This is a genomic window from Bradyrhizobium jicamae, from assembly GCF_018130695.1.
In the GTDB taxonomy this organism is placed as follows: domain Bacteria; phylum Pseudomonadota; class Alphaproteobacteria; order Rhizobiales; family Xanthobacteraceae; genus Bradyrhizobium; species Bradyrhizobium jicamae_B.
Genome location: NZ_JAFCJX010000001.1, coordinates 18,794 through 45,782, shown reverse-complemented (window position 1 = coordinate 45,782; position 26,989 = coordinate 18,794). Strand labels below are relative to the sequence as shown.

Genomic DNA, 26,989 nt, shown 5'->3' with positions numbered 1-26,989 from the left:
GCGCTCGTTGAAGCGGTTGGCCGAGGCCGAGCTGCAAGGCCGCGTGCCGCGTCTGCGTGAACTCGCCGCGCAACTCGGTTTCGACGGTCCGGTCACGCCTCTCGCCGCCGGCAGCTTCCATGTCGTTCATGGGCTGCGGCGCGGCGAGGAAAAGTTCGTGGTCCGCAGCACGCTGCCGGGGGTGTTCACGGAAGATCGTGCGCTGCGGTTCGAGGGGCTGGTGCGGAGCTGGATGGCGCCCGTTGGGCATGCCGCGCTCGTTCCGCGAACGGAGCGTGTCCAATTTCAGGGCGATGGCGTGCCGTTCGACTTTGCCATCCTCGGGTTTGCCGAAGGCGCCGTGTTGCGCGATCTCGGCGATGCCGTGCTTGACGCGCAGCCGAACTATTTGCGGACACTCGGCGCGGCGCTCCATGCAATCCACGACGTCGAGGGGCACGGTGCCGGTTTGCTCGATTGCAAGGGCAAAGCCGAGCAACCGCCGACCGGCGTGCACGACGACTGGCGAGCTTATCAGGCGCTTCTGTTTGAGCCGCATCTGCGGACCTGCAGGGACGCCGGATTCGTCGATGCGGCCATGTCGGATCGCATCGTGCGGTTATTCGAGACCATGCAGCCCGCCTTGAGGAATCGCCCGCTGCGGCTGCTGCACGGCGACCTCGGGCCGCACAATATCTGTGTCGATCCGGTCACGCAGAAGGTGACGGCGGTGCTCGATTGGGAGGATGCGCTGATCGGCGATCCCCTGTTCGATGTCGCGATGGTCTCGAGCTTCCAGCCCGCGCGGCGGTTGCCCGCGATCCTGGAAGGATATGGGCCGCCGCGTCCGACGCACGAACAGCAGGCGCTGATAGCGTTCTATTTCCTGCGCATCGCACTGGCGAAGACGGTACACCGGCTTCGCTTCGGCATCGTCGACCGCCCGGATCGTACACCGGGTCATCACCGCATCACTCGCGGTGTCGACGAACTGAGCCGGTTGATCTGAGGCAACCATGCGCATCCTCGTCACCGGCGCGACAGGATTTTTGGGATCGTATCTGGTCGCGGACCTGCTGGCGCATGGCCACGAGGTCGGTGCGCTGATTCGGCCGGAAGCAGACGCCTGGCGCCTCAAGGATGTCCTGCCGCAGATCGTGCGGCTTGAAGGATCGTTCGACGATCTTGCCGGTATCCGCGCGGCGTTGAAGACGTTCAAGCCTGAGGCCGTCGCCCATCTCGCCTGGCGTGGCGTCGCCGGCGCCGATCGCAACAATCCTATGCAGATGCAGAACGTGGCCGACGCGGCTGCGTTCGCGGCGGCCTGCGCGGAGGAGGGCGCCACCACCTTTGTCGGCGCGGGGTCGCAGGCCGAATACGGCCCGTATCCGCGCGCGATCAGCGAGGACGATCCGGCCCGTCCGACGACGCTTTACGGGCAAGCGAAGCTGGCGGCGATGGAAGCCGTCAGGGAGATCGCCGAAGCCAAGGGCCAGAGGCTGGCGTGGTTACGGGTGTTCTCCACCTACGGCCCCAGGGATGCGGACCATTGGCTGATCCCGAGCCTGATCAGGACGCTGCGATCCGGGGAGCGCCTGCCATTGACGCGCTGCGAGCAATTGTGGGGATTCTTGCACGCGCGCGATGCGGCCGCGGGCTTCCGGCTGGCGCTGGAGCAGCCGGCGGCGCGCGGAATTTTCAATCTCGGCGCGCCCGAGGCACCGCCGCTGAGGGAGACGGTGCTGGCGCTGCGCGATCTCGTCAATCCCTCGGCCGAGCTTGGCATCGGCGATATTCCCTATCGCGACGACCAGGTCATGATATTGAAGGCTGACGTCACGAAGCTTGCCGGGCTTGGCTGGCATCCGAACATCGACCTGTTGACGGGATTGCGCGAAACGGCCGAGTGGTATGTCAAACACGCCTGATATCAACGACTTTGCCAAGCGAATCCGCGCGCATGCGCTGCGGATGGTGCATGCCGTCAACGCCTCGCACATCGGCAGCTGCCTCTCGATGGCCGACATCCTCGCGGTGCTCCACACAGAAGTGCTGCGGCTTGATCCGACCGATCCCGCAAATCCCGATCGCGATCGTTTCATCCTCAGCAAGGGACATGCGACCGCGATCCTCTATGCGGCGCTCGCGGAACGCGGCTTCTTTCCGGTCTCGGAGCTCGAGACCTATTGCCGGAATGGCTCGGCGCTGACAGGGCATGTCAGCCATGGCGTGCCCGGTGTGGAGGCCTCGACCGGCTCGCTCGGCCACGGCCTGCCGATGGCGGTCGGCATGGCCATCGGGCTGCGCGCCGACGGCCGCAAGAGTCGCGTCGTTTGCCTGCTCAGCGACGGTGAATGCGACGAGGGCTCGAACTGGGAAGCGATCCTGTTCGCGCCGCATCACAAGCTCGACAATCTCATTGCGATCGTCGATTTCAACAAGATCCAGAGCTTCGGCCGTGTCACCGAGGTGCTGAACCTCGATCCGCTCGCCGACAAATGGCGCGCCTTCGGCTGGCATGTTCTCGAACTCGACGGCCATGACATCGGCGCGCTTCGCGCCGCCTTCGCCGGCATCCCCGCGGTCGCAGGCAAGCCCACCGTGATCATCGCGCATACGGTCAAGGGGCGCGGCGTGTCCTTCATGGAAGACCGCCTGGAGTGGCACTATAAGTCGCCGAATGTCGACCAGCTTGCGCAGGCGCTGAAAGAGATCGGCGCATGAGAAATACGTTTGTCGCAACGCTGGCCGAACTCGCCGAGCGCGATCCGAACATATGGCTGCTCTGCGGCGACCTCGGCTTCTCCGTGCTGGAATCCTTTGCCGCCCAATTCCCCGATCGCTTCCTCAACATGGGCGTGGCCGAGCAGAACATGGCGGGTGTCGCGGCCGGCCTCGCGTTGACCGGCAAGACCGTGTTCATCTATTCGATCGGCAATTTCCCGACGCTGCGCTGCCTGGAGCAGCTACGCAACGACGTTTGCTATCACGGCGCCGACGTCAAAATCGTCTCGGTCGGTGCCGGTTTCGCCTACGGCAGCCAGGGCTACACCCATCACGCGATCGAGGACGTCGCCGTCATGAGCGCGCTGCCGGGCATCGAGGTGTTCGTACCCGCCGATCCGGCCGAGACGCGTAGTATCGTCAGAGCGATCGCCGCGAGCAGGCGGCCGTCCTATCTGCGCCTCAGCCGCGCCGGTGAGCCTGAGCTTTCGGGAGAGCCGTTGGCTGGCCTCCATCGGCCGCGATGGCTGCGTTCACCGCCGGCGGATGTCTGCGTCCTCGCGGCCGGTCCGATCGCCGGTGCATGTCTGGAGGCCGCGCGGCTTTTGCCCGGCAATATCAGCGTTGCAAGCGTGCCCTGCCTCAAGCCGATCGACGATGGCTTCGTTCGCAGGGTGGCCGGACAGGCGCGGCTCATCGTCACAGTGGAGGAGCACATCCTGCGCGGGGGACTGCACGCTGCCGTGTCGGCGCTTCTCGCCGGTGAGCGGTCGCGTGCGCCGGTCGTCGGTCTCGGGATTCCCGAGGCCGACAAGCTGTCGGTCGCCGGTGACCGCGACTCTCTGCTGGCATCTGCCGGGCTCGGCCCGCAGGCGATCGCGGAACGGATCGAGGCAGCCCTTCGCGCGCTGTGATCACGGGGAAGGTCGGTCCGGCGGCGCGAAATTGATCCGCTCGCGCTCGAACACCACGGGCTTGCCGCGCACCTGGCCGTGGATGGACAGGATGTACTCGCCGAGCATGCCGATGAAGAACAGCTGCACGCCGCCGAAGAAGAACAGCGCCACGATCAATGTCATGATGCCGGGTTCGGCGAGCTGTCGATAGAGCACGATGCCGATGATGAAGTTGAGCAGGGAATAGGCGACACTGAGCGCCGACAGGATGAAGCCGACGATCAGGCTGGCGCGGAGCGGGGCGGTGGTGAAGGAGACGAGCCCATTGAGGCTCTGGTCGAACAGGGCGGAGAGACGGTTCTTGGACAGTCCCTTCTTGCGCGCCCGCCAGGTGTAGGGCACGCCGATGGCGCGGCCGCCGCATTCGAAGGTCATCATGCGCATGAACGGATAACGGTCCGTAACCTGCCGCATTGACTCGACCACGCGGCGGTCGACCAGCTGGAAGTCGCCGACGCCGGGCGGAATCTCGAACTCGGAGAAGCGCGTCAGGATGCGGTAGTAGACGTCGCGCACGGTGCGCATCAGCCTGCCTTCCTCGCGGACGGCGCGGATCCCGTAGACGATCTCGTGACCGGCCTCCCACAGCTTGACGAATTGCGGCAGCAACTCCGGCGGGTCCTGCAGGTCAGCCGGCAGGAACAGCAGTACGGCATCGCCGGTGCTCGCCATCACGCCATTGAAAGTGTTCTTCAGCGGCCCGAAATTGCGGGTGTTGACGATGATCCGGACGCTGGAATCGGCCGCGGCGATCTCCTTCAGGACGGCGAGTGTGCGGTCGGTGGACGCATTGTCGCAGAAGAGATGCTCGCGCGCGTAGCCTGTAAGCTCCGTTTCAAACAGTTTCCGCACCGCCTCGTAGCAGTCGCGGACATTGTCCTCTTCATTGTAACATGGTGTAACGACGGATATTGTCTTCATCAGTCCCGCTCGACAGGATCAGCGCGTGGAAGCGTCCGACCGGTATGGAATTCGTGGTATTGCCAATCCTTCGCGACCTTCCGGCAAAGCCACTGTCGGCCAATCCACCATCGGCCAATTCCCCCATCAAGTTCAAGGTGCGGCAGCCACCTTTTTCGATCACCGGGCGGGGTGAATCGTGAGTGCGAGAGCCCAAAGGTTGATTTGCCTCGGCGTGCTGGCGATCGTCTCCGCAGCGCTCAACCTGTCGCTGAGCGCCCGCGAGGGCACGCTTGCGATGCCGCCGATCTATGACGACGCGAATTACCTGCTCGACGGCTATTTGCGGGTGCTGCGGGGAGACGCGACCTCGCTGTTCAACCTCGTGGCTTCGATCATCGCCGATCCCCCGCATGCGCCGCTCAGTACGCTGACGTCGATGCTCGGCTACTCGCTACTCGGCCCGCACGTCTGGTCGCCGTATCTTGTCAGCACCTGGATCGTGCTGGTCTTCCTCGCCAGCGTCTACTACGTCGCGCGTTCGGCGCTTGCCCCCTTGCCGAGCATCCTGCTCGCCGCCTGCACGCTGTTCATCCCGGTCGTCCAGTTCATCACTACTGAATTCCGTCCCGATTTTGGAGCTTCCGCGCTGTTTGCGCTTTCGCTCTATCTCCTGATCAGCACCGACTATGCAGGGATCAGCCTGCGGCGGGCGATCGGGATCGCTTTGGTCGCGGCCGCTGCGATCACGGCCAAGCCCAGCGTGTTCATGATCACGCTGCCGGTGACGGGGCTGGCGGCGTTGATCGGCATCCTGCGTCCCGGGCTGGTGCCACGAAAGGAGTTCTGGTCGTCCGTCCGCACGGCGCGGTTGCCCCTTGTGCTCTTTGTCATCGCGTTTGTGCCCTGCGTGATCCTGTTCAGCCCGCGCGCGGTGTCCTACGCCTACCGGATCCTGATCGTCGACCGGCACATCTGGGCGACCGAGGGTGACGCGCTCTATCACTGGACGTTCAATTCCATCGGTCGCAACGGCGGCGCGCATGCGTTGCGCGGGTTCTTCTTCGTCGGCCTGGTTGCCGTCGTGGTCGATGCCGTGCTGTCGCGGAAGACCTGGCGCGAGCCGCAGGCCTATCGCGCGCTCGCGTACTATTTCGTCGTCGTCGTGCTGTACTGCCTGATGTCGATCTCGACCGAGCAGACCTTCTTCATCAGCTCGCTGTTCTTCTTTCCATTCATCTTCGCCATGGTGCTGGCGCTGGCGCGGCTGCTGCGCCGGCTTGCCGATCAGCTGCCGAAAGCTGACGTCGCGGTGGCGATCTCCCTCGTCGTGATCACGGCGTTCGCCTCGCCGGCGGCGCGGATCAGCCAGCTCAGCCGCAATTTTCCGAATGCCGGCCGGATTCTCGATGGGATCACCGCGGTGATCGCGCGCGAAGCGGCTGGCAAGCCCGGCTGCTCGCTTCCCCAACCGGTCATCTCCATGCTGACCCCGTATCCGGTTACGCCGGAGACGACCATGCTGTTCGCCGGCTTGAACCACGGGATGGCGATCCGCGGCTACGGCCTCGCCGGCGCGCGGACGCAGGAGGAGATGGTGGAACGCGCGCTGAAGTCGGATTTCGTGCTGGCGCCCAACAAATGGGGCAGCGAGATGCACACCAATCTGCCCGGCGTTCCCTTCATCGAGGCGACCAAGGCGCGGCTCGCCGCTGATCCGACCTGGAAGATTGTGCCGATCGACGCACCGGATCCGCCGACGCTGTATGTGCGGAAGTCCTGCAGCTGAATTTCTCGCCTTTCACCTCGTGTTCGGCAGATAGCGCCAGCCTTCCTTGCCGAGGAAATCCAGCATCGCCTGCGCCGGCGGCAGCAATATCTTGTCGGCGCGGCGGATCGCGTGCCACTGACGGATCACGGGCAGTCCCTTCACCTTGAGCACCACCAGACGGCCGTCTTCCAGCTCGTGAAACACCGTGTGCTGGGAGATGAAGGCGATGCCGAGCCCGGCCATCACGGCCTGCTTGATGGTCTCGTTGCTGTCCATGGCCATGCCGATCTTCGGCGCCAGCCTCATCTTCTCGAAGTATTGCTCCATCAGCATCCGCGTGCCGGATCCGACTTCGCGGGTGATGAAAGTTTCGTTGGCAAGCTCCGACGGCTCGACATGACGGCGTCGCGACAGCCGGTGGTCGGCCGCGGCCACGATGTAGTGCGGATGCCGGCCGAGCGGGCGCATCTCGACTTCGAGATCGGCGGGCGGCGCGCCCATCACGGCGATGTCGAGATCATAGCCGCGCAGTGCGTCGCGGATATCGGCGCGATTGCCGATCCGCAGCGAGACGTCGACCTTGGGAAATTTGCGCGAGAACGCCGCGATCGCGAACGGCACGAAATATTTCGCGGTGCTGACCGCACCCATCGAGACGCGGCCGCCGCTGCGGCCGGCGATCAGATCGAGCGATTGTTCGCAATCGAGCATCGCCGCCTCGATCCGCTCGACCAGCGCCAGCACATGCGCGCCGGCGTCGGTGAGCGCCATTCCCTCGCCGGTGCGCTGGATCAGCGGCAGGCCGGCGAGCGTCTGCAGGTTGCGCAGCTGCAGCGTCACCGCAGGCTGGGTGAGGTTGAGCTGATTGGCCGCCGCGGTGATCGAGCCGGCTGCATTGACCGCTGATAGCGCGCGCAACTGGCGGATGGTGAGGTCGCGCACGAAGTTCCCGGCCATGACAATTGCCTCATAAGAAAAACTTTGGCGAGGTCTAAGATAATGAAATTTCCCTAATCCTGCAAATCGGGCGTTGATAGGGACGAACGCGACTCCGGTACGAGACGCGGTCAACGCCCCGACAGAGGGCGCCAGCGAAGGGAGCGGCCCGTGGACATTCGTCCTGCATTGCATGCCTATCTGGATTGGCCGACGCATCAGAACCCGATGCGTGCCGCCACCGTCGCTGTCATCCAGGCTCTGGCTGGCGCCGCTATCGAGCTTGCAGGAACCATCGCGGCAGGTCCGCTCGGCGGCGTCAGCGGCGAGGCTGCCGGCGTCAATCCCGACGGTGACCGTCAGCGAGACATCGATCTGGTCGCCGACCGCCTGATGCGCGATGCGCTGCGGTCGGCGCCGGTCGCGGCCGTGCTGTCGGAAGAAGCCGAACTGCCGGAAACGTTGGATGCGGACGCGCCGCTCTGTGTCGCGATCGATCCGCTCGACGGCTCCGCCAATCTCGAGAACAACATTTCCATCGGCACCATCTTCTCGATCCGGCCGAAGGGGTTTGATGTCATCTCGACCTTCTTCGAGCCCGGCACGGCGCAGATCGCCGCAGGCTGCTTCATCTTCGGGCCGCAGACGCTGCTGGTGCTCGCGCTCGACCAGTGCGTCGACTGCTTTACGCTGGATCCGAGGACGCGCGAATTCGTGCTGACTGCGCGCGACGTCCAGGTCCCCCAGGACACGCCGGAGTTCGCGATCAACGCCTCCAACCGCCGTCACTGGAGCGGCGCGGTGCGCGGCTATATCGACGAGTGCCTTGCCGGCGTCAATGGCGAGCGCGGCCAGGATTTCAACATGCGCTGGATCGGCTCGCTGGTGGCCGAGGCTTATCGCATCCTGATGCGCGGCGGCGTGTTCCTTTATCCGGCGGACGAACGCCAGGGTTATCGCGAGGGCCGGCTGCGGCTGCTCTACGAGGCGCATCCGATCGCGCTGATCATGGAGTGGGCCGGCGGTGCCGCTTCGAACGGCCGCTCGCGCATCCTTGAATTGTCGGCGCGGACGCCGCACCAGCGCGTGCCCCTGATCATGGGCTCGGCGCGCGCGGTGCGCGACGTCGAGGCCAAGCACCTGACCGTCGAGCCGTTGTTCGAAAGCAGCGATGCCCCGCTGTTCGCGCGACGCGGCCTGTTCCGCTGACAGAGACGCCTGAGAGAGAGACCCATGTCACGCCGCCATCCCATCATCTCCATCACCGGCTCTTCGGGCGCCGGCACCACGTCGGTGAAGAAGACCTTCGAGAATATCTTCCGCCGGGAGAACGTCGTCGCGGCTTATGTCGAGGGCGACGCGTTCCACCGCTACGACCGCGCCGAGATGCGACGCAAGATGGGCGAGGAGGCCGAGCGCGGCAACAAGCACTTCAGCCATTTCAGCCCCGAGACCAATCTGTTCGAGGAGCTGGAAAAGCTGTTCCGCGACTATGCCGAAACCGGCACCGGAACGACGCGGCACTATGTGCATGATGCCGAGGAGGCGCGGCTCTATGACGCCCAGCCCGGCACCTTCACCGGATGGGAGCCGCTGCCGGAGAATTCCGATCTGTTGTTCTACGAGGGCCTGCATGGTGCCGTCGTCACCGACAAGGTGAACGTCGCCCAGCATGCCGACCTCAAGATCGGCGTCGTGCCGGTCATCAATCTCGAATGGATCCAGAAGCTGCATCGTGACCGCAGCCATCGCGGCTATTCGACGGAAGCAGTGACCGACACGATCCTGCGGCGGATGCCTGACTACGTGAACTACATCTGCCCGCAATTCACCGACACCGACATCAACTTCCAGCGCGTGCCGACGGTCGACACTTCCAATCCGTTCGTCGCACGCTGGATCCCGACCCCCGATGAATCGATGGTCGTGATCCGGATGAAGAATCCGCGCGGCATCGATTTCCCGTACCTGCTGTCGATGATCCCGCACAGCTTCATGTCGCGCGCCAATTCCATCGTGGTGCACGGCGCCAAGCTCGACCTGGCGATGCAGCTCATCCTCACCCCGCTGATCCTGCAATTGATCGAACGAAAGAGGCGAACGATATGACGACCGCGCTTGCGTCCGTTGCCAGCCGACCGGAAGTCGGCCATGCCGAGATGGCCAACGCCATCCGCTTCCTCGCCATCGATGCGGTCGAGCAGGCGAAGTCAGGCCATCCCGGCATGCCCATGGGCATGGCCGACGTCGCTACGGTCCTGTTCTCGCGCTTCCTGAAGTTCGATCCCAGCGACCCCGCCTGGCCGGATCGCGACCGCTTTGTCCTGTCGGCCGGCCACGGCTCGATGCTGCTCTACGCGTTGCTGCATCTGACCGGCTACGAGGCTGTGACGCTCGACCAGCTCAGGGCGTTCCGGCAATGGGGATCGAAGACGCCGGGGCATCCCGAATATGGCCACACGCCAGGCGTCGAGACCACCACGGGGCCGCTGGGGCAGGGCATCGCGACCGCAGTCGGCATGGCGCTCGCCGAACGGCTGATGAATGCGCGGCACGGCGACGACCTCGTCGATCACTTCACCTACGTCATCGCCGGCGACGGCTGCCTGATGGAAGGCATCAGCCAGGAGGCGATCTCGCTCGCGGGTCATCTGCGGCTCAATCGCCTGATCGTTCTGTGGGACGACAACCGGATCTCGATCGATGGCGCGACGTCGCTGTCCTGCTCGGATGATCAGGTCATGCGGTTCCGTGCGAGCGGCTGGAACGTCGCCAGCATTGACGGTCACGATCCCCAGGCAATCACGGCCGCCATCAAACAGGCGAAGGCGAGCGACCGGCCGTCGCTGATCGCTTGCCGGACCATGATCGGTTACGGCGCGCCAAACCGCCAGGGCAGCGAAAAGGCGCACGGTGCGCCGCTCGGTGCGGAGGAGATCGGCAAGACCCGCACCGCGCTCGGTTGGCCGTATCCCGCATTCGAGATTCCCGACGCCGTGCTCGGCGAATGGCGCGACATCGGTGCGCGCGGCCGTGAGGCACGTCGCGCCTGGATCGAGCGATCGCGAAAAACCTGCAATGGCGGCCGCTCAGCATTTCACGACGCGCTGAACCGCAAGCTGCCCTGCACCTATGCGGAGGCGATAGCCAAGCTGAAGCAGCGCTTCGCCACGGAGCGGCCGAAGCTTGCGACCCGCCAGGCTTCGCAGCAGGTGATCGATGTAATCGCCGAAGCGCTGCCGAACCTGCTCGGCGGCTCGGCCGACCTGACGCATTCCAACCTGACACTAGCGAAGGGCCAGACACCCGTCGGCCGGAACACGCTCGACGGCAGCTACATCCATTACGGCATCCGCGAGCATGCGATGGCGGCGGCGATGAACGGCATCGCGCTGCATGGCGGCTTCATCCCCTATGGCGGGACGTTCCTGACCTTCGCAGACTACAGCCGCCCGGCGATCCGGCTCGCGGCATTGATGGGCATTCGCGTCATCCACGTGATGACGCACGACTCGATCGGTCTTGGCGAGGACGGCCCGACGCATCAGCCGGTCGAACATCTCGCCTCATTGCGCGCGATTCCGAATGTGCTGGTGTTCCGCCCCGCAGATGCCATCGAGACGGCGGAAGCCTGGGATTGCGCACTCAAGGCAGAGGGCTCGCCCTCGATTCTCTGCCTGTCACGACAAGGTCTGCCCGCGTTCCGCGACGGTGCGGCGGACAATAAGGTCGCGCTCGGCGCCTATGTGGTGGCCGAGCCGGCACACGGGCGCGACGTCACCCTGATTGCAACGGGTTCAGAGGTGGCGATCGCGCTCGATGCTGCAAAGCTGCTGGCGGAAAGCGGTGTGCACGCCGCGGTCGTCTCTGCCCCCTGTCTCGACCTGTTCCGCCAGCAGCCGCGCGACTATCGCAACCAGGTTCTCGGCACCGCGCCGCGTGTCGGCGTCGAGGCCGCTGTCGAAGGCGAGTGGGCACGCTGGCTCGGCGACGACTGCGAATTCATCGGCATGACCGGCTTTGGCGCCTCGGCTCCGGCCGACGTGCTCTATCGCGAGTTCGGTATCACGCCCTCAGCCGTCGTGGCGGCGGCGCAGCGTGTGATCCAACAATCAACCGAAAGGAGGTAACCATGGCCCGGATCACCCTGAGGCAATTGCTGGATCACGCCGCCGAGCGCGGCTACGGCGTGCCCGCGTTCAACATCAACAATATGGAGCAGGGCCTCGCCATCATGGAAGCGGCCGCGGCCTGCGATGCGCCGGTCATCATGCAGGCCTCGCGCGGTGCCCGTGCCTATACCGGCGACATCATGCTGGCCCGGATGATCGACGCGCTGGAGGAGATGTATCCGCAGATCCCGCTCTGCCTGCATCTCGATCACGGCAACGAGGAATCCACCTGCGCCAGCGCGCTGCGCTACGGCTTTACATCCGTCATGATGGACGGCTCGCTGAAGGCAGATGCCAAGACCGCAGCTGATTACGACTACAACGTCGACATCACCCGCCGCGTCGTCGATATGGCGCATTGGGTCGGCGCCTCCGTCGAAGGCGAGCTCGGCGTGCTCGGCTCGCTCGAGCATGGCGGCGGCGAGCAGGAGGATGGCCATGGCGTCGAAGGCGAGGTCAGCCACGACCAGCTGTTGACCGACCCGGACCAGGCGGTGGATTTCGTCCGCACCACCAAGGTCGACGCGCTCGCCATCGCCATGGGCACCTCGCATGGCGCCTACAAGTTCACCCGCAAGCCCGATGGCGACATCCTGGCGATGCGCGTGGTCGAGGAGATCCACACGCGGCTGCCGAACATCCACCTGGTGATGCACGGCTCGTCCTCCGTGCCGCAGCCGCTGCAGGACATCTTCAACCAGTTCGGCGGCGAGATGCCGCAGACCTGGGGCGTGCCGGTGGAGGAGATCGTCCGCGGCATCAGGCACGGCGTGCGCAAGGTCAATATCGACACCGATTGCCGTCTGGCGATGGCCGGCGCCTTCCGCAAGGTCGCGACGCAGTCGAAGAGCGAGTTCGATCCGCGCAAATTCCTCAAACCCGCGATGGACGCCTTGCGCGAGCTCTGTCGCGACCGCTTCGAGCAGTTCGGTACGGCCGGCAATGCCGGCAAGATCAAGGTCGTGCCGCTACCCGAGATGGCCAAGCGCTACCGCACCGGCGCGCTCGACCCGCAGATCGGAAACATCACCCAGGCGGCATGACGCCGCGCCAACGAAACCAAGGAGAATAACAATGAACATGCAGTCGATCACCGTCCGCGGCAAGGATCGCTACAAGTCCGGCGTGATGGAATACAAGCGCATGGGCTATTGGGAGCCGAACTACGAGCCAAAGGACACCGATGTCATCGCACTGTTCCGCGTCACGCCGCAGGATGGCGTCGATCCGACCGAAGCATGCGCTGCGGTCGCCGGTGAATCCTCGACCGCGACCTGGACGGTGGTGTGGACCGATCGCCTGACGGCAGCGGAGAAGTATCGCGCCAAGTGCTACCGCGTCGATCCTGTCCCCGGTTCGCCCGGCAGCTACTTTGCCTACATCGCCTACGACCTCGATCTGTTCGAGCCGGGCTCGATCGCCAACCTCACGGCGTCGATCATCGGCAATGTGTTCGGCTTCAAGCCGTTGAAGGCGTTGCGGCTGGAGGACATGCGGCTCCCAGTCGCCTATGTGAAGACCTTCCAGGGACCCGCGACCGGCATCGTTGTCGAGCGCGAGCGGCTCGACAAGTTCGGCCGTCCCTTGCTCGGCGCCACCGTCAAGCCGAAGCTCGGCCTGTCCGGCCGCAACTACGGCCGCGTGGTCTATGAGGCACTGAAGGGCGGGCTCGACTTCTGCAAGGACGACGAGAACATCAACTCACAGCCCTTCATGCATTGGCGCGACCGCTTCCTCTACTGCATGGAAGGCGTCAACCGCGCACAAGCGGCGACCGGCGAGGTGAAGGGCACGTATCTGAACGTCACCGCTGCGACAATGGAAGACATGTATGAGCGCGCGGAGTTCGCCAAGCAGCTCGGCTCCGTCATCATCATGATCGACCTCGTGATCGGCTACACCGCAATCCAGTCGATGGCGAAATGGGCGCGCCGCAACGACATGATCCTGCATCTTCATCGTGCCGGCCACTCGACCTATACGCGTCAGCGACTGCACGGCGTCTCGTTCCGCGTCATCGCCAAGTGGATGCGGCTGGCCGGCGTCGATCACATCCATGCCGGCACCGTGGTCGGCAAGCTCGAAGGCGATCCGGCGACCACGCGCGGCTACTACGATATCTGCCGTGAAGAGTTCAATCCGATGACGCTCGAACACGGCGTGTTCTTCGATCAGCAATGGGCCAGCCTCAACAAGCTGATGCCGGTCGCATCGGGCGGCATCCATGCCGGTCAGATGCACCAGCTGCTCGATCATCTCGGCGAGGACGTCGTGCTGCAGTTCGGCGGGGGCACGATCGGCCATCCCAAGGGAATCCAGGCCGGCGCGACCGCCAACCGTGTCGCGCTCGAGGCCATGATCCTCGCCCGCAACGAGGGGCGCGACTATGTCCACGAAGGACCGGAAATTCTCGCCAAGGCGGCGCAGACCTGCACACCGCTGCGCGATGCACTGGAGGTCTGGAAGGACGTGACGTTCAACTACGAATCCACGGACTCGCCGGACTTTGCTCCGACGGCAACACCCGCGATGTAACGGAAGCAAAAGGAGAACCGCGATGAGAGTGACCCAGGGATGCTTTTCCTTTCTTCCCGATCTGACCGATGAGCAGATCACGGCGCAGGTCCAGTTCTGCCTCGACAAGGGCTGGGCGGTGAACATCGAGTTCACCGACGACCCGCATCCCCGCAACACCTATTGGGAAATGTGGGGGCTGCCGATGTTCGACTTGCGCGACGCGGCCGGCATCATGAAGGAATTGGCGGACTGCCGCCGCGTTTACGGCGACCGCTACATCCGCTTGAGCGGATTCGATTCCTCTCATGGCTGGGAGTCGGTGCGCATTTCCTTCATCGTCAATCGGCCGAAGGAAGAACCCGGTTTCCGGCTCGAGCGGCAGGAAGTCGACGGCCGCAGCATGCGCTACACCACAAAGGCCTACGCGGTCGACCGTCCCGAAGGTGAGCGGTACGGCGCATGACCCAGGCTGCCATTCAACCGGTGCCGGATCAGCCGGCGCCGGTCAGTGCGATCGATCTGCGCAAGGAGTTCGAGGCGGTCGATATCGCCTCGGTGCTCGCGCAGCTCGACAGGGAGCTGATCGGCCTCGTCCCGGTGAAAACCCGTATTCGCGAGATCGCCTCGCTGCTTTTGGTCGAGCGCATCCGGCAGAAGATGGCGCTCGCCACCACCTTCCCGACATTGCACATGTCGTTCACCGGCAATCCCGGCACCGGCAAGACGACGGTGGCGATGCGGATGGCCGGCATCCTGCACCGGCTCGGCTTCGTGCGCCGCGGCCATGTCATCAGCGTGACGCGCGACGATCTGGTCGGGCAATATATCGGTCACACCGCGCCGAAGACCAAGGAGATCCTGAAGAAGGCGATGGGCGGCGTGCTGTTCATCGATGAGGCCTATTATCTCTACCGGCCCGAGAACGAACGCGACTACGGCCAGGAGGCGATCGAGATCCTGCTGCAGGTGATGGAATCGCAACGGGAGGATCTCGTCGTGATCCTCGCCGGCTATGGCGACCGGATGGAAAAGTTCTTCCAGAGCAATCCCGGCTTCCGCTCGCGCATCGCCCACCACATCGACTTCCCGGACTATGCGGAGAGCGAATTGATGGCGATCGCGGAACTGATGCTGACCGAGCAGAACTATCGTTTCTCGGCCGAGGCGCGCGAGGCGTTCATTCGCTACATCGCGGTGCGCAAAACCCAGCCGCTGTTCTCCAATGCGCGCTCGATCCGCAATGCGCTCGATCGTATCCGATTGCGCCAGGCCAACCGGATTGTCGCAAAGCTCGATCGCACGCTGACATGCGACGACGTGATGTCGATCGAGGCGGGCGACGTGCTGGCGAGCCGGGTGTTTGCCGAGGGGGCTGCGAAGGGGGCGTAAATGATGAGCGGGACGCTGGAGGCCATCCGTGTCGGCGGCATGCGCGATCTCATCGCCGGCGCCCGCGCGCTGATCTTCGACGTCGACGGGACGCTGGCCGAGACCGAGGAGGTGCACCGCCGCGCCTTCAACGAGGCGTTCGCGGAAGCCGGCCTCACCTGGCATTGGGATCGCGGGACCTATCGGCAATTGCTCCGCGTTGCCGGCGGCAAGGAACGCATCCGCGCCTTCGACGAACGGAATGCGATCCCGCTGCTGACCTTTGCCGAGATCGCCGTGCTGCATCGAGCCAAGACCGAACGCTACACCGCGCTGGTTGCCTCCGGCGAATGCCCGCTGCGGCCGGGTGTCGAGGCGATGCTCGCCGGCGCGCGCCGTCGTGGCCAGCGCCTGGCGATCGCGACCACCACCACACGGGACAATGTCGATGCCTTGCTCTCGGTCGCGCTGGGGCAAGACTTGGCCAGCCTGTTCGAGGTCATCGCCGCAGGCGACGACGTGCCCCGGAAGAAGCCGGCACCTGATATCTATCTCGCGGTGCTGGCGCAGTTGGGGCTCGCGCCCTCGGATTGCATCGCCATCGAGGATTCCGGCAACGGGCTCGCCTCTGCCTCGCGGGCCGGCATTCCCGTCGTGATCACCCGCAGCGCCTACTTCCCGGACGACGACTGGTCGGGAGCACTGTTGGTTGTCGATGATCTCGCCGAAATCGGGTATTAAGGTCCAATCTCGCGCCAATATGCGGCCGGCGCGGAACTTAAAAGTCAAATAATATGACTAGTCGCCGTCTCCCATCCGTGAAATAGTAGGGGTACGATCCGCCAATGGGTCGTCAAGGTGCCATGACACCGCCTGCGCGGTGCTGGTAACACGGACAATAATCTCGGGAGTTAGCGCCACATGATCCTCACAGCCTTTTCTGCGCCCTGTTCAATCCCTCACTTGATGCACGGGTAAGTTGTTGCCGGCTGGTCGAGACCGGCACAACGGGTCGCAAGACGGAGGCGGGGAGCTGGCGCAGTCATGAAGCTCCATCACAACAAGACAAAGCTGGTTGGTGACGGCGCGCTTCGGCGCGACGTTTTCAGACCAAAGCAACGGACGTGAAGAAGGCAGCCCGCATCGCGGCCTTCTCCTGCTAGACTGAACCAAAATCTCAAAAGAAGGGGAGTGAAGCATGCTCAAGTTGAAGACGACCATCATGGCGTTCGCGCTGGCAGGCCTTGCCGTCGCCGCCTCGAACAGCGGCGCGCTCGCGCAGGCCAAGGCGACCATCGGGATCGCGATGCCGACCAAATCCTCGGCGCGCTGGATCGACGACGGCAACAACATGGTCAAGGTGCTGAAGGAGCGCGGCTACAACACCGACCTGCAATATGCCGAGGACGACATCCCGAACCAGCTTTCGCAGATCGAGAACATGGTGACCAAGGGCGCCAAGGTGCTGGTGATCGCCGCGATCGACGGCACCACGCTGTCCGACGTGCTCAAGCAGGCGAAGGCAAAGGGCATCACCGTGATCGCCTATGACCGCCTGATCCGCGACACCCCGAACCTCGACTATTACGCGACCTTCGACAATTTCCAGGTCGGCGTGCTGCAGGCGCAGTCGATCGAGAAGGCGCTGGGGCTGAAGGAGGGCAAGGGCCCCTTCAACATCGAGCTGTTCGGCGGCTCGCCCGACGACAACAACGCCTATTTCTTCTACGACGGCGCGATGAGCGTGCTGAAGCCCTACATCGACAGCGGCAAGCTCGTGGTCGGCAGCGGCCAGATGGGCATGGACAAGGTCTCGACGCTCCGTTGGGACGGCGCCACCGCCCAGGCGCGCATGGACAACCTGCTGAGCGCCTTCTACGGCAAGAAGCGCGTCGATGCGGTACTGTCGCCCTATGACGGCCTGTCGATCGGCATCATCTCCTCGCTGAAGGGTGTCGGCTACGGCAGCAAGGACCAGCCGATGCCGTATGTCAGCGGCCAGGACGCCGAGGTTCCCTCGATCAAGGCGATCCTGCGCGGCGATCAATATTCGACCATCTTCAAGGACACCCGCGACCTCGCCAAGGTGACCGCCGACATGGTCGACGCCGTCTCGAACGGCAAGGAGGTCACCGTCAACGACACCAAGACCTACAACAACGGCGTCAAGGTGGTTCCGTCCTATCTGCTGAAGCCGGTCGTGGTGGACAAGACCAATTGGGAGAAAGTCCTGATTGACAGCGGCTACTACAAGAAGGCGCAATTCGACTAAGGCAAACGAGGTTCGGCGGGCGGCGGCGCCCGTCGAACCGCACTGCGCCAATCTCTTCGGCGCTGCGGGACGATGCTATGACGGCAATGCTCGAAATGCGCGGCGTCAGCAAGAGCTTTGCGGGCGTGCAGGCGCTGCGCGACGTCAATTTCACGGTAGAGAAGGGCGAGATCCACGCTCTCGTCGGCGAGAATGGCGCCGGCAAATCAACCCTGATGAAGGTGCTGAGCGGCGTCTATCCCGCCGGCAGCTATGAAGGCTCGATCGTCTATGACGGCGAGGAGCGCAAGTTCCGCGACATCAACGACACCGAAGCGCTCGGCATCATCATCATCCACCAGGAGCTGGCGCTGATTCCGCTGATGTCGATCGCGGAGAACATCTTCCTCTCGCATCCGCCCTCGCAGTTTGGCGTCATCGACCGCAACATGGTGTACCGGCGCAGCCGGGAATTGCTGGCTCAGGTCGGGCTCAAGGAATCGCCGGACACGCTGATCACCGATATGGGCGTCGGCAAGCAGCAGCTGGTCGAGATCGCCAAGGCGCTGTCGAAGAGGGTGCGCCTCCTGATCCTGGACGAGCCGACCGCGAGCCTCAACGAGGCCGACAGCGCGGCGCTGCTCGAGCGTCTCCGGACCTTCCGTGAGCAGGGCATCGCCTCGATCCTGATCTCGCACAAGCTGAACGAGGTGGCGCAGGTCGCCGACCGTATCACGGTGCTGCGCGACGGCCGCACCGTCGACAGCATCGATTGCCGGACCGAGCGGGTCGAGGAAGACCGCATCATCCGCAGCATGGTCAACCGCGATCTCGCGCACCGCTTCCCGGAGCGCAAGGCCGAGATCGGCGAGCCCGTGATGACGGTAGAGAACTGGTCGGTGCATCATCCGCTGCACACCGAGCGGCAGGTGATCAAGAATGTCGACTTCAAGGTGAGGCGCGGTGAGGTGGTCGGCATCGCCGGCCTGATGGGTGCCGGCCGCACCGAATTCGCGATGAGCCTGTTCGGCAAGGCGTGGGGCTACAATATCAACGGCCGTCTCACGCTCGAGGGCAAGGACGTCAGCCTCTCCAGCGTGCCGGCGGCGATCGACGCCGGCCTCGCCTATGTCACCGAGGACCGCAAGCAGCTCGGGCTGATCCTGGCCGACGACGTCCGCAAGAACGTGACGCTGTCGAGCCTCTATCAAGTGGCCGACCGCGGTGTGATCGACGACGTCCGCGAGCTCAAGGCCGCCAGCGACTATCGCAACCGGATGCGGATCCGCTGCTCCGACGTCTATCAGGAGACCGGCCAGCTCTCCGGCGGCAACCAGCAGAAGGTGGTGCTGTCGAAATGGCTGATGACCGATCCCACCGTGCTGATGCTGGACGAGCCGACCCGCGGCATCGATGTCGGCGCAAAATATGAGATTTACTGTATCATCAACGAGCTGGCGGAGGCCGGCAAGGGCGTCGTGGTGATCTCGTCGGAAATGCCCGAGCTGCTCGGCATCTGCGACCGGATCTGCGTCATGAATGACGGCGCCTTCGTCGGCGAGTTTGCAAGCGCCGACGCCACGCAGGAAAAGATCATGCGCGCCATTATGCGCAATGTCAGGATGTCCGGGAATGGCGCCGCGGGCGGCGACGCACGGGCGGAAGGAGCCATGCAATGACCGACAAGACGGTGTCGCTTCCCGAGGCGCCCAAGCATTCCGGCTTCATCAAGAACAACCTGCGCAATTACGGCATGCTGCTGTCGCTGCTGGCGATCATGCTGTTCTTCCAGGTCGTGACCGACGGCACGCTGCTGCAGCCGCTCAACCTCACCAACCTGGTGCTGCAGAACAGCTACATCGTGATCATGGCGCTCGGCATGCTGCTCGTCATCGTCACCGGCCATATCGATCTCTCGGTCGGGTCGGTCGCGGGCTTTGTCGGCGCGGTCGCGGCCGTGCTGATGGTGCGCTACCACGTCGACTATCCCCTGGCGTTCATCGCCTGTCTGCTGGTGGGAGCCGCGATCGGCGCGGCGCAGGGCTACTGGGTTGCCTATTTCAAGATTCCGTCCTTCATCGTCACGCTGGCGGGCATGCTTGTCTTCAAGGGACTGGCGCTCGCCTTCCTGCAGGGGCAGTCCGTGGGGCCGTTCCCGCCGACCTTCCAGAAGCTTTCGTCCGGGTTCATTCCCGAGCTGATTCCCGGTGCCGAGCAGTTGCACCCGACCTCGCTCTTGATCGGCGTGGTGCTGGCCTTCCTGCTGGTGCTGAACAGCGCCAAGAGCCGGGCACGCGAGCAGTCGCATGGCATCGAGGTCGAGCCCTATGGGTTCTTCATCGTCAAGAGCGTCGTGCTGGCGGGCGCCGTGCTCTACTTCACGTATCTGATCGCCTCGCATCGCGGCCTGCCGAACGTGCTCGTGATCATGGGCGTGCTGATCGCGCTGTATGGCTTCGTCACCAGGCGCACCGTGATTGGCCGGCACATCTATGCGGTCGGCGGCAACGCCAAGGCAGCGAGCCTGTCGGGCATCAAGACCGAGCGGCTGACCTTCTTCACCTTCGTCAACATGGGCGTGCTGGCTGCGCTCGCCGGCCTCGTGTTCGCAGCAAGGCTCAACACCGCGACGCCGAAGGCCGGCCTCGGCTTCGAGCTCGACGTCATCGCCGCCTGCTTCATCGGCGGCGCGTCGGCCTATGGCGGCGTCGGCCGGGTCGGTGGCGCCGTGGTCGGCGCCATGATCATGGGTGTGATGAACAACGGCATGTCGATCCTCGGCATCGGGATCGACTACCAGCAGGTCATCAAGGGCCTCGTCCTGCTCGGCGCCGTCTGCATCGACGTCTACAACCAGCGTAGATGACGCGGATTCAGAACCTGTACGTCAGGCTGCTCAGCACCGTCCGACCCATGCCGTAGAAGCAGTCGCCGCGTGCGAGGCACGTGGTGACATGGCGCTTGTCGGCGAGGTTGGTGGCGTTGACCTGGAAGCGCCACGGGCCGTTCTCGTAGCGGATCATCGCATCGAACAGCGTGTAGTCCGGCGTGCGGATGGTGTCGGTGCCGTCCCAGGACTGGCCGATATAGCGCACGCCGCCGCCGACGGTGACGCCGGGCAGGCCGAGCAGCGTGAGGCGATATTTCGCCCACAGCGAGGCCTGGTGCTCCGGCACGGTCTCGACATGCTTGCCGGCATTGTCGCCGCTTTCGACGCGCGCATCGAGATAGGAATAGGCGCCGATCAAATCGAGCTCCGGCGTGACACGGGTGATCACCTCGAGCTCGGCACCGCGGATCCGCACCTTGCCGGTCTGGACCGAGAGCAGCGGATTGTCGGGATCGGTCGCAAGGCGATTGCGCTCGATCGTGTCGAAGATCGCGCCATTGATGGCAGTGCCCGGCATCAGATTGTACTTGAAGCCGAGCTCGACCATCTCGCCGCGCTGCGGCGCGCAGACGCCGCTGGCACAGACGCCGCTGCCGAAGATCGGATTGAACGACTGAGCGTAGGTGACATAGGGCGTCAGCCCGAACGGCAGCTCGTACATCAATCCGGCACGGCCGGTGGTCGCCTGCAGATTCTCCGTCGGCGAGCCCTGAATATTGTTGGTGACGTAGTCGTGGCGGATGCCGACGACCGCGAGCCAGCGTCCGAGCCGCATCTGGTCCTGCGCGTAAAGGCCGAGCTGGCTCTGTCGCAGGTCGGGCTCAGCGGCCATGGTCGGCGGCGTCACGCCGGTATAGACCGGCGCGTAGAGATCGAACGGTGTCGCATCATAGCCCGAGCCGGACGAAGCGCGTTCGCCGAGCCCGCGATAGTCGACGCCGAACAGCGCCTTGTGCTGGACCGGGCCGGACACGAACTTCAATTCGGCATTGCTGTCGGACGTGAAGCTGTCCTTCACGGTGTCGCGGGCCCAGATGTAGCGCGCGACGGTTCGGCGGGCCGGATCGAGGAACGGATCCTGCGGGTTCGAATACACGTCGGGATACATGCCGTGATAGATGCCTTCGACATGGGCGTAACGCATGCTCTGGCGGATGGTCAGCGCATCGTTGAAGCGGTGCTCGAACAGGCTGGAGACCGCGGCGGTCTCGGTCTGATAGCGGTCCCAGCTCGGATCGCTGGTGAAGCGCTGCAGCGGGATGAAGCCGTTGGGGCCGGGATACAGCGTGCCCTCATGCGGCAGGAATGCGGTCGACGAGCCGGTCTTGTCCTTCTGGTAGGTCACGAGCACCGTCCAGCTCGTATTGTTGGTCGGCCGCCAGGTCAGCGACGGCGCCAGCACTATGCGATCGTCGGGAACGTAGTCGGTCTGCGAATTGCTGTCGCGGAACACGCCGACGAATCGATACAGCCACTCGCCATCCTTGGTCAGCTTGCCGGTCGAGTCGACCTGCATCTGCTTGCGGTTGAAGCTGCCATATTGCACGCCGATCTCGTTCGACGATTCCGCCTGCGGACGTTTCGAGATCAGGTTCAACAGGCCGGCGGTCGAGGTATCGCCATAGAGCACCGACGAAGGACCGCGCAGCACCTCGATGCGTTCCAGCGTGTAGGGATCGGGCCGCCATTCGTTGAACTGAAACGTGTTCACGACGCGGGTGCCGTCGAGATAGATGTTCGGATCCTGGCCGCGAATGCGCGGATAGTCGCCGCGCGAATCCGGGCCATAGGCGTCGGCGAACACGCCGGGCACGTAGCGCAGCGTCTCCTGCACGGTGCTCGCGGCCTGATCCGCCACGCGATCGGCGGTGACGACCGTGATGGATTGTGGCGTCTCGCGGAGTGGTGTGTCGGTTTTGGTGCCGGTGCCGCTCTGGTTGGCGAGATAGCCGTGCACCGGGCCGGTCGCGGTCTCCGCGCGCGTGCTTCGGCCGTTGGCGGCCGCGGCGTCGGAGGTCGTCGATGCGCGCTGCACTGTGCGTCGTGTCGCGCTCGTTGCGGCTGCCTGTCGCTTGCGCGCCGGGCGCGCGCGTGACGACGGCCTTGATGGTTGCTCCACCACGACGGGCGGCAATTCCTGCGGCGGCGATGATTGCGCATCCGCCGGAGCCACCGTCATCATCGTCGCGAGCATCGGCAACACTGCGCCGAGCGGGCGCGTGGCTCTTGTTGTTGTCATTGTCGGTCCCATCACTTTCGTGTGGGACCACTAACAAGCGTCTCCTGGGCGTTGAACCCTGCGACAGGCGCGAACGCCGCTTCAACCACCGGTTTGGAATTAGTATTTCTTTAACGAGGATGTCCTTTGCGTGCACGCGCCGTATTGTTCGCGCCTCGAGGCGTGACTTTGGAGTCGATCCAGATCCGCGAAACGCGAAGCTGCCCGCGTTCGCTCCAGTAGTTCTACGAGTCACCGATTAAGGCGGCTTTAGCGCCCGTTAAGTAATGTGCCCCGATCCAAACCCAGCGGAAATGAAAACATGCGGATCGGTCGGCTTTTTGCGGTGTCGATGCTCTCGGTGACGGCCCTGGCGGTCATCCTCGGGGCCGAGGTGCTCATCCCCCAGGCGCGCACCGTCGCCGACAAGTCCGAGGCGATCAGATCCGTCGAAGCCTTCGGCGCGGTGCTGGCAATCGGCCAGCAGGTCGCCGGCAATCGCGCGCCCTATATCTCTCCGCTGTTCCAGGACGCGCCGGCGACGCCCGCGCAGCTCGATGCCATCGCCAAGAGCGGGCGGGCCACCGAGGCCGCCTTTGCCAATGCGCAGAAGGCCGTCAGCGCGCTCAGCGACAACGCGGCGATCGTCGACGGGTTGAAACAGGCCGCCGCCAAGCTCGCCGAGGTCCGCGGCGCGTCGGATCGCGCGCTCACCGTTCCGATGGCCTCGCGCGATCAGGCCGTGGTCAAGGGTTTCCTGCCCGGCGTGGGCCAGGTGGTCGCGCTCATCGAGCCGGTGCTGAACCGCCTCGAGAACAAGGTGACGACGGCCGATGCCTCGCTCTCCGTGCTGCTGACGGTCGCGCGCACGGCGCAGGACCTGCGGATCGCGGCCGGCAGCCGTGCGGCCACCTTGTCGCCGGCGCTCAGCGCCAAGCGTCCGCTGACGGTGGCCGAATTCTCAATCATGGATCGCGCCCAGGGCCGCGTCGAGGTCGACCGCGAACGCGTCGAGGCCGGTATCGACCAGCTCGGCCATCCGCCGCGGCTCGAGAAGGCGCTGAAGGACGCGGTCGATGCCTATTTCGGCAAGGCCGTGCAGGCGGTCGAAAAGGAAATGCCGGCCGCGCGCAGCGACGGCAAGTATAGCATCAACGCCGACGAGCTCGCCAGCGCCATCGTTCCCGCCATTCAGATGTTCTTCGCCGTGCGCGATGCCGCGCTGGCGGAGGCGCTCGAGCGTGCAGGCGCCGCGCGCGATGGCGCCATGATGATGCTTGCACTTGCCGTGCTGGCCGTCGCCGCACTGCTCGGCGTGCTCGCCGGCGTCACCGTGATGCTGCGTCGTCGCGTGATCGCGCCGCTCGGTACATTGACGAATGTCGTCGGCGATCTCGCTGCCGGCCGGCACGACGTCACGATTCCCGACAGCAAGCGCGCCGACGAGATCGGATCGATGGCCGGATCGCTGCAGGTGTTCAAGGAGGCGCTGATCGCCAAGAAAGCGGCCGACGAAGCTGCTGCCGTCGAGGCCGACGCCAAGATCCAGCGCGGCCAGCGCGTCGACCAGATCACCCGCGATTTCGAGGCCATGATCGGCGACATCGTCAATGTCGTGTCCTCGGCTTCGGGCGAGCTGGAAGCTTCCGCCGGCACGCTGACCGCAACGGCCGAACGTTCGGAAGAGCTCACCACCAAGGTCGCGGCGGCATCCGAGGCCGCGTCCAGCAACGTGCAGTCGGTGGCATCGGCGACCGAGGAGATGGCGTCCTCCGTCAACGAGATCAGCCGCCAGGTGCAGGATTCCGCGCGCATCGCCGGCGAGGCCGTGCAGCAGGCGCAGCAGACCAACGACCGTGTCGGCGAACTTGCCAAGGCCGCAAATCGCATCGGCGACGTCGTCGAGCTGATCAACACCATCGCCGGCCAGACCAATCTGCTGGCGCTCAACGCCACCATCGAGGCGGCGCGCGCGGGCGAGGCCGGCCGCGGCTTTGCCGTGGTGGCCTCCGAGGTCAAGGCGCTGGCCGAGCAGACTGCGAAAGCCACCGGCGAGATCAGCCAGCAGATCAGCGGCATCCAGGCCGCGACGCAGGAATCGGTCGGCGCCATCAAGGCGATCGGCGACACCATCTCGCGGATGTCGGAGATTGCCTCCGCCGTTGCCGCTGCGGTGGAAGAGCAGGGCGCCGCGACCCAGGAAATCTCCCGCAACGTGCAGCAGGCCGCGCACGGCACCCAGCAGGTCTCGACCAACATCGCCGACGTGCAGCGTGGTGCCAGCGAGACCGGCTCGGCCTCGGCCCAGGTGCTCACCGCGGCAAGGTCGCTGTCGGGCGAGAGCAGCCGGCTGAAGCGCGAGGTCGGCCAGTTCCTCAGCTCCGTCCGGACCGCCTGATCGAACCACATCACCGTCGCAATTTCGTCATGCGCCGTATCATCGGCGCATGATGGCTCACGCCGATGATTTCGGTTATAGGCTGCGCACCGCCATGCAGGAGAGCGCGCCGTGAAACTGTCCCATGCCGATGTCACGACGATCGGAACGATTTTGGCCGAGGTCGGCCGCAACGAGATCATGCCGCGCTTCCGCCGCGTGCGGGAGATCGAGGTTCGCACCAAGACATCGGCTTTCGACCTCGTCACCGAGGCAGACGAGACTGCCGAGCGGGTGATTTCGGCCGAACTCACGCGCGCCTTTCCCGGCGCCGTCATCATCGGCGAGGAGGGCACGGCGCGCGATGCGGCGATGCTGGAGCGGATCGGACCTGCGGAGCTCGCCTTCATCATCGATCCCATCGACGGCACGCGGAACTTCGTCTCGGGCCTGCCGCTGTTCGGTACGATGATTGCTGCGACCGTTCGTGGCGAGATCGTGCTCGGTGCCATCAGGGATCATGCGTGCGCAGATACGGCATTCGCGCTGCGCGGCGAGGGCGCCTGGCTCGCGGCTGATGACGGCCGCCACTTCGATCTCAAGGTCGCGCGTCCGGCTTCTCCAAAGGACATGGAGGCTATGGTGGGTCTCAATTACTTGCCCGAGCCGCTGCGGACAACGGTCGCCCAGAATCTCTCCAGGCTCGGCATGAGCGCGTCGTTCCGATGTGCGGCTCATGAATATCGTCTCGCGGCCTCCGGCCAGTGTCACCTCCTGCTGTACAACAAGCTGATGCCCTGGGATCATGCGCCCGGCTGGCTGCTGCATCGCGAGGCCGGCGGCTTCAGCGCGCATTTCGACGGCAGCCCGTACAAGCCGGTCAACTTCACGGGCGGGCTGCTCTGCGCGCCGGACGAGGCGAACTGGCACGAAGCGCGACAGGCGCTGCTGACCGCAAAGGCCTAAGCGCTAGCGCCGGCCGACCGCGCGCCGCGCTTCTGGCCGAGGAAGCGCCGCGCCAGCTTGATGAAATTGTCGACCACCATTGAGGTCTCGTCCTCCCGGAACACGAGATAGACGTCGGCCTTAGGGGGCGCAGGGCGGATCGATCGGAACGCAATCTCGTCGGTGGTGAAGCGCGCGATCGATTGCGGCACCAGCGCCACGCCAAAGCCCGCCGCGATCAGGCTCGGCACCGACTGCGCATCGATGATCTGCTGCGAGACCCGCGGCAGGAAGCCGGCGTCGATGCAGCATTTCTGCAGGTAGCGGGCGAACTCCGAACTGTCCGGATGCAGCACGATGTGGTCCTCGGCGGCGAGATCGCCGAGCGCGACGCGCTTGCGTTTGGCGAGCGGATGCGACCGCGGCATCGCGACCACGACCTCCTCGGGCCACGCCAGTTCGCTGACCAGGCCATGCTCGGTCGGGATGCTGCGGTTGAGGCTGACATTGGTGGTGCGATCGAGCAGGGCGGCGATCTGGAGCGACGGCGCCTGCTCATGCACGGTCATCTTCACCATCGGCGCCTGCCGCCGATAGGCCGCGAGCAGATCGGCGAGGCGGGCGCGCAGGATCGATCCGGTCGCGCCGACATCGAGCGTGCCGACCAGCCCGGCGCCGACCATCTGCACTTCCTCCTCCGCCGACTTGATCTGGGCCTGGATCGCCCGCGCGCGCACCAGCAGCGCCTCGCCGGCCTTGGTCAGCTCGACACTGCGGCTGGTCCGCTGCAGCAGGCGTGTCCCGAGCGAAGCCTCGAGCGCCTGGATGTGTTGGCTCAGCGGCGGCTGCGACAGGTTCAACCGCCGCGCCGCGGCCGTGAAGCTGCGCTCCTCGGCCACCGCGGCGAAATAGCGGAGCTGACGGAGATCCATAGGGAAGCCCTCTTGATCATGTTGATCTATATATTGGACGCAAGGTCTGCCCT

At 64.8% G+C, this 26,989-nt stretch carries 22 protein-coding genes; 18 read left to right on the top strand and 4 right to left on the bottom strand.

The genetic code is table 11. From position 1 onward, the window contains the following. Nucleotides 1-16 precede the first annotated feature (16 nt). From JQ604_RS00190 to JQ604_RS00175, 4 genes are read left to right on the top strand one after another with little or no spacing between them, the layout of a single operon-like run. Nucleotides 17-988, top strand: coding sequence for a phosphotransferase family protein (locus JQ604_RS00190; RefSeq protein ID WP_212351791.1), 972 nt, complete (start codon nt 17-19; stop codon nt 986-988). Between the two features lie 7 nt (nt 989-995). Further along, nucleotides 996-1,907: an NAD-dependent epimerase/dehydratase family protein gene (locus tag JQ604_RS00185; RefSeq protein WP_212351789.1), complete on the top strand. Its 912-nt coding sequence runs from the start codon at nt 996-998 to the stop codon at nt 1,905-1,907. Then, the gene (locus tag JQ604_RS00180; RefSeq protein ID WP_212351788.1) at nt 1,891-2,703 is read left to right on the top strand and encodes a transketolase; all 813 of its coding nucleotides are present in this window, start codon (nt 1,891-1,893) and stop codon (nt 2,701-2,703) included. The genes JQ604_RS00185 and JQ604_RS00180 overlap by 17 nt, the downstream gene beginning before the upstream one ends. Continuing rightward, nucleotides 2,700-3,617, top strand: a complete 918-nt coding sequence (locus tag JQ604_RS00175) for a transketolase family protein (RefSeq protein ID WP_212351786.1) — start codon at nt 2,700-2,702, stop codon at nt 3,615-3,617. Before JQ604_RS00180 ends, JQ604_RS00175 begins: the two co-directional genes overlap by 4 nt. Here JQ604_RS00175 and JQ604_RS00170 read toward each other — a convergent pair whose 3' ends face one another. Then, nucleotides 3,618-4,580: a glycosyltransferase family 2 protein gene (locus tag JQ604_RS00170; protein ID WP_212351784.1), complete on the bottom strand. Its 963-nt coding sequence runs from the start codon at nt 4,578-4,580 to the stop codon at nt 3,618-3,620. 178 nt (nt 4,581-4,758) lie between these two features. On the opposite strand from JQ604_RS00170, the gene JQ604_RS00165 reads away from it, so the two are divergent. Beyond that, nucleotides 4,759-6,348, top strand: coding sequence for a glycosyltransferase family 39 protein (locus tag JQ604_RS00165; RefSeq protein WP_212351782.1), 1,590 nt, complete (start codon nt 4,759-4,761; stop codon nt 6,346-6,348). A 12-nt stretch (nt 6,349-6,360) separates the two neighbouring features. Here JQ604_RS00165 and JQ604_RS00160 read toward each other — a convergent pair whose 3' ends face one another. Next, nucleotides 6,361-7,287 carry a LysR family transcriptional regulator gene (locus JQ604_RS00160; RefSeq protein WP_212351780.1) on the bottom strand — a complete coding sequence of 309 codons (927 nt, stop codon included), beginning with the start codon at nt 7,285-7,287 and terminating at the stop codon, nt 6,361-6,363. 207 nt (nt 7,288-7,494) lie between these two features. Here JQ604_RS00160 and JQ604_RS00155 point away from each other — a divergent pair, with 207 nt between their 5' ends. The 11 genes from JQ604_RS00155 to mmsB all read left to right on the top strand — a co-directional run bounded on the left by JQ604_RS00155 (nt 7,495) and on the right by mmsB (nt 20,440). Beyond that, nucleotides 7,495-8,475 (top strand): class 1 fructose-bisphosphatase, encoded by a 981-nt coding sequence (locus tag JQ604_RS00155; protein WP_249157924.1) that lies wholly within the window; start codon nt 7,495-7,497, stop codon nt 8,473-8,475. Between the two features lie 24 nt (nt 8,476-8,499). Next, nucleotides 8,500-9,375, top strand: coding sequence for a phosphoribulokinase (locus JQ604_RS00150; protein ID WP_212351778.1), 876 nt, complete (start codon nt 8,500-8,502; stop codon nt 9,373-9,375). Continuing rightward, entirely contained in the window at nt 9,372-11,396 is a 2,025-nt protein-coding gene (tkt, locus tag JQ604_RS00145) for a transketolase (protein WP_212351776.1), read from the top strand. Before JQ604_RS00150 ends, tkt begins: the two co-directional genes overlap by 4 nt. A gap of 2 nt (nt 11,397-11,398) precedes the next feature. Continuing rightward, complete coding sequence (gene fba / locus JQ604_RS00140; RefSeq protein WP_212351774.1) at nt 11,399-12,481, top strand: class II fructose-bisphosphate aldolase; 1,083 nt, start codon at nt 11,399-11,401, stop codon at nt 12,479-12,481. Between the two features lie 31 nt (nt 12,482-12,512). Next, nucleotides 12,513-13,973 carry a form I ribulose bisphosphate carboxylase large subunit gene (locus JQ604_RS00135; protein ID WP_212351772.1) on the top strand — a complete coding sequence of 487 codons (1,461 nt, stop codon included), beginning with the start codon at nt 12,513-12,515 and terminating at the stop codon, nt 13,971-13,973. Nucleotides 13,974-13,995: 22 nt separating this feature from the next. Further along, a complete protein-coding gene (locus JQ604_RS00130) occupies nt 13,996-14,418 on the top strand; it encodes a ribulose bisphosphate carboxylase small subunit (RefSeq protein WP_212351770.1) in 423 nt (140 codons plus the stop codon). After that, complete coding sequence (gene cbbX / locus JQ604_RS00125) at nt 14,415-15,344, top strand: CbbX protein (RefSeq protein ID WP_212351768.1); 930 nt, start codon at nt 14,415-14,417, stop codon at nt 15,342-15,344. Before JQ604_RS00130 ends, cbbX begins: the two co-directional genes overlap by 4 nt. Beyond that, a complete protein-coding gene (locus JQ604_RS00120; protein ID WP_433996212.1) occupies nt 15,345-16,064 on the top strand; it encodes an HAD family hydrolase in 720 nt (239 codons plus the stop codon). A 457-nt stretch (nt 16,065-16,521) separates the two neighbouring features. Further along, nucleotides 16,522-17,595: a multiple monosaccharide ABC transporter substrate-binding protein gene (chvE, locus tag JQ604_RS00115; protein WP_212351765.1), complete on the top strand. Its 1,074-nt coding sequence runs from the start codon at nt 16,522-16,524 to the stop codon at nt 17,593-17,595. A gap of 77 nt (nt 17,596-17,672) precedes the next feature. Further along, a complete protein-coding gene (gene mmsA / locus JQ604_RS00110) occupies nt 17,673-19,253 on the top strand; it encodes a multiple monosaccharide ABC transporter ATP-binding protein (protein ID WP_212351763.1) in 1,581 nt (526 codons plus the stop codon). Next, nucleotides 19,250-20,440 carry a multiple monosaccharide ABC transporter permease gene (mmsB, locus tag JQ604_RS00105; protein ID WP_212351761.1) on the top strand — a complete coding sequence of 397 codons (1,191 nt, stop codon included), beginning with the start codon at nt 19,250-19,252 and terminating at the stop codon, nt 20,438-20,440. Before mmsA ends, mmsB begins: the two co-directional genes overlap by 4 nt. Before the next feature lie 7 nt (nt 20,441-20,447). On the opposite strand, the gene JQ604_RS00100 is transcribed toward mmsB, so the two are convergent. Then, a complete protein-coding gene (locus tag JQ604_RS00100) occupies nt 20,448-22,703 on the bottom strand; it encodes a TonB-dependent siderophore receptor (RefSeq protein ID WP_212351760.1) in 2,256 nt (751 codons plus the stop codon). Nucleotides 22,704-23,004: 301 nt separating this feature from the next. Here JQ604_RS00100 and JQ604_RS00095 point away from each other — a divergent pair, with 301 nt between their 5' ends. Next, nucleotides 23,005-25,080, top strand: coding sequence for a methyl-accepting chemotaxis protein (locus JQ604_RS00095; RefSeq protein ID WP_212351758.1), 2,076 nt, complete (start codon nt 23,005-23,007; stop codon nt 25,078-25,080). Nucleotides 25,081-25,191: 111 nt separating this feature from the next. Then, the gene (locus JQ604_RS00090) at nt 25,192-26,025 is read left to right on the top strand and encodes an inositol monophosphatase family protein (protein WP_212351756.1); all 834 of its coding nucleotides are present in this window, start codon (nt 25,192-25,194) and stop codon (nt 26,023-26,025) included. On the opposite strand, the gene JQ604_RS00085 is transcribed toward JQ604_RS00090, so the two are convergent. After that, nucleotides 26,022-26,936 (bottom strand): LysR substrate-binding domain-containing protein, encoded by a 915-nt coding sequence (locus JQ604_RS00085; protein ID WP_212351754.1) that lies wholly within the window; start codon nt 26,934-26,936, stop codon nt 26,022-26,024. The two genes, JQ604_RS00090 and JQ604_RS00085, sit on opposite strands and share 4 nt — an antisense overlap. Nucleotides 26,937-26,989: the final 53 nt, after the last annotated feature.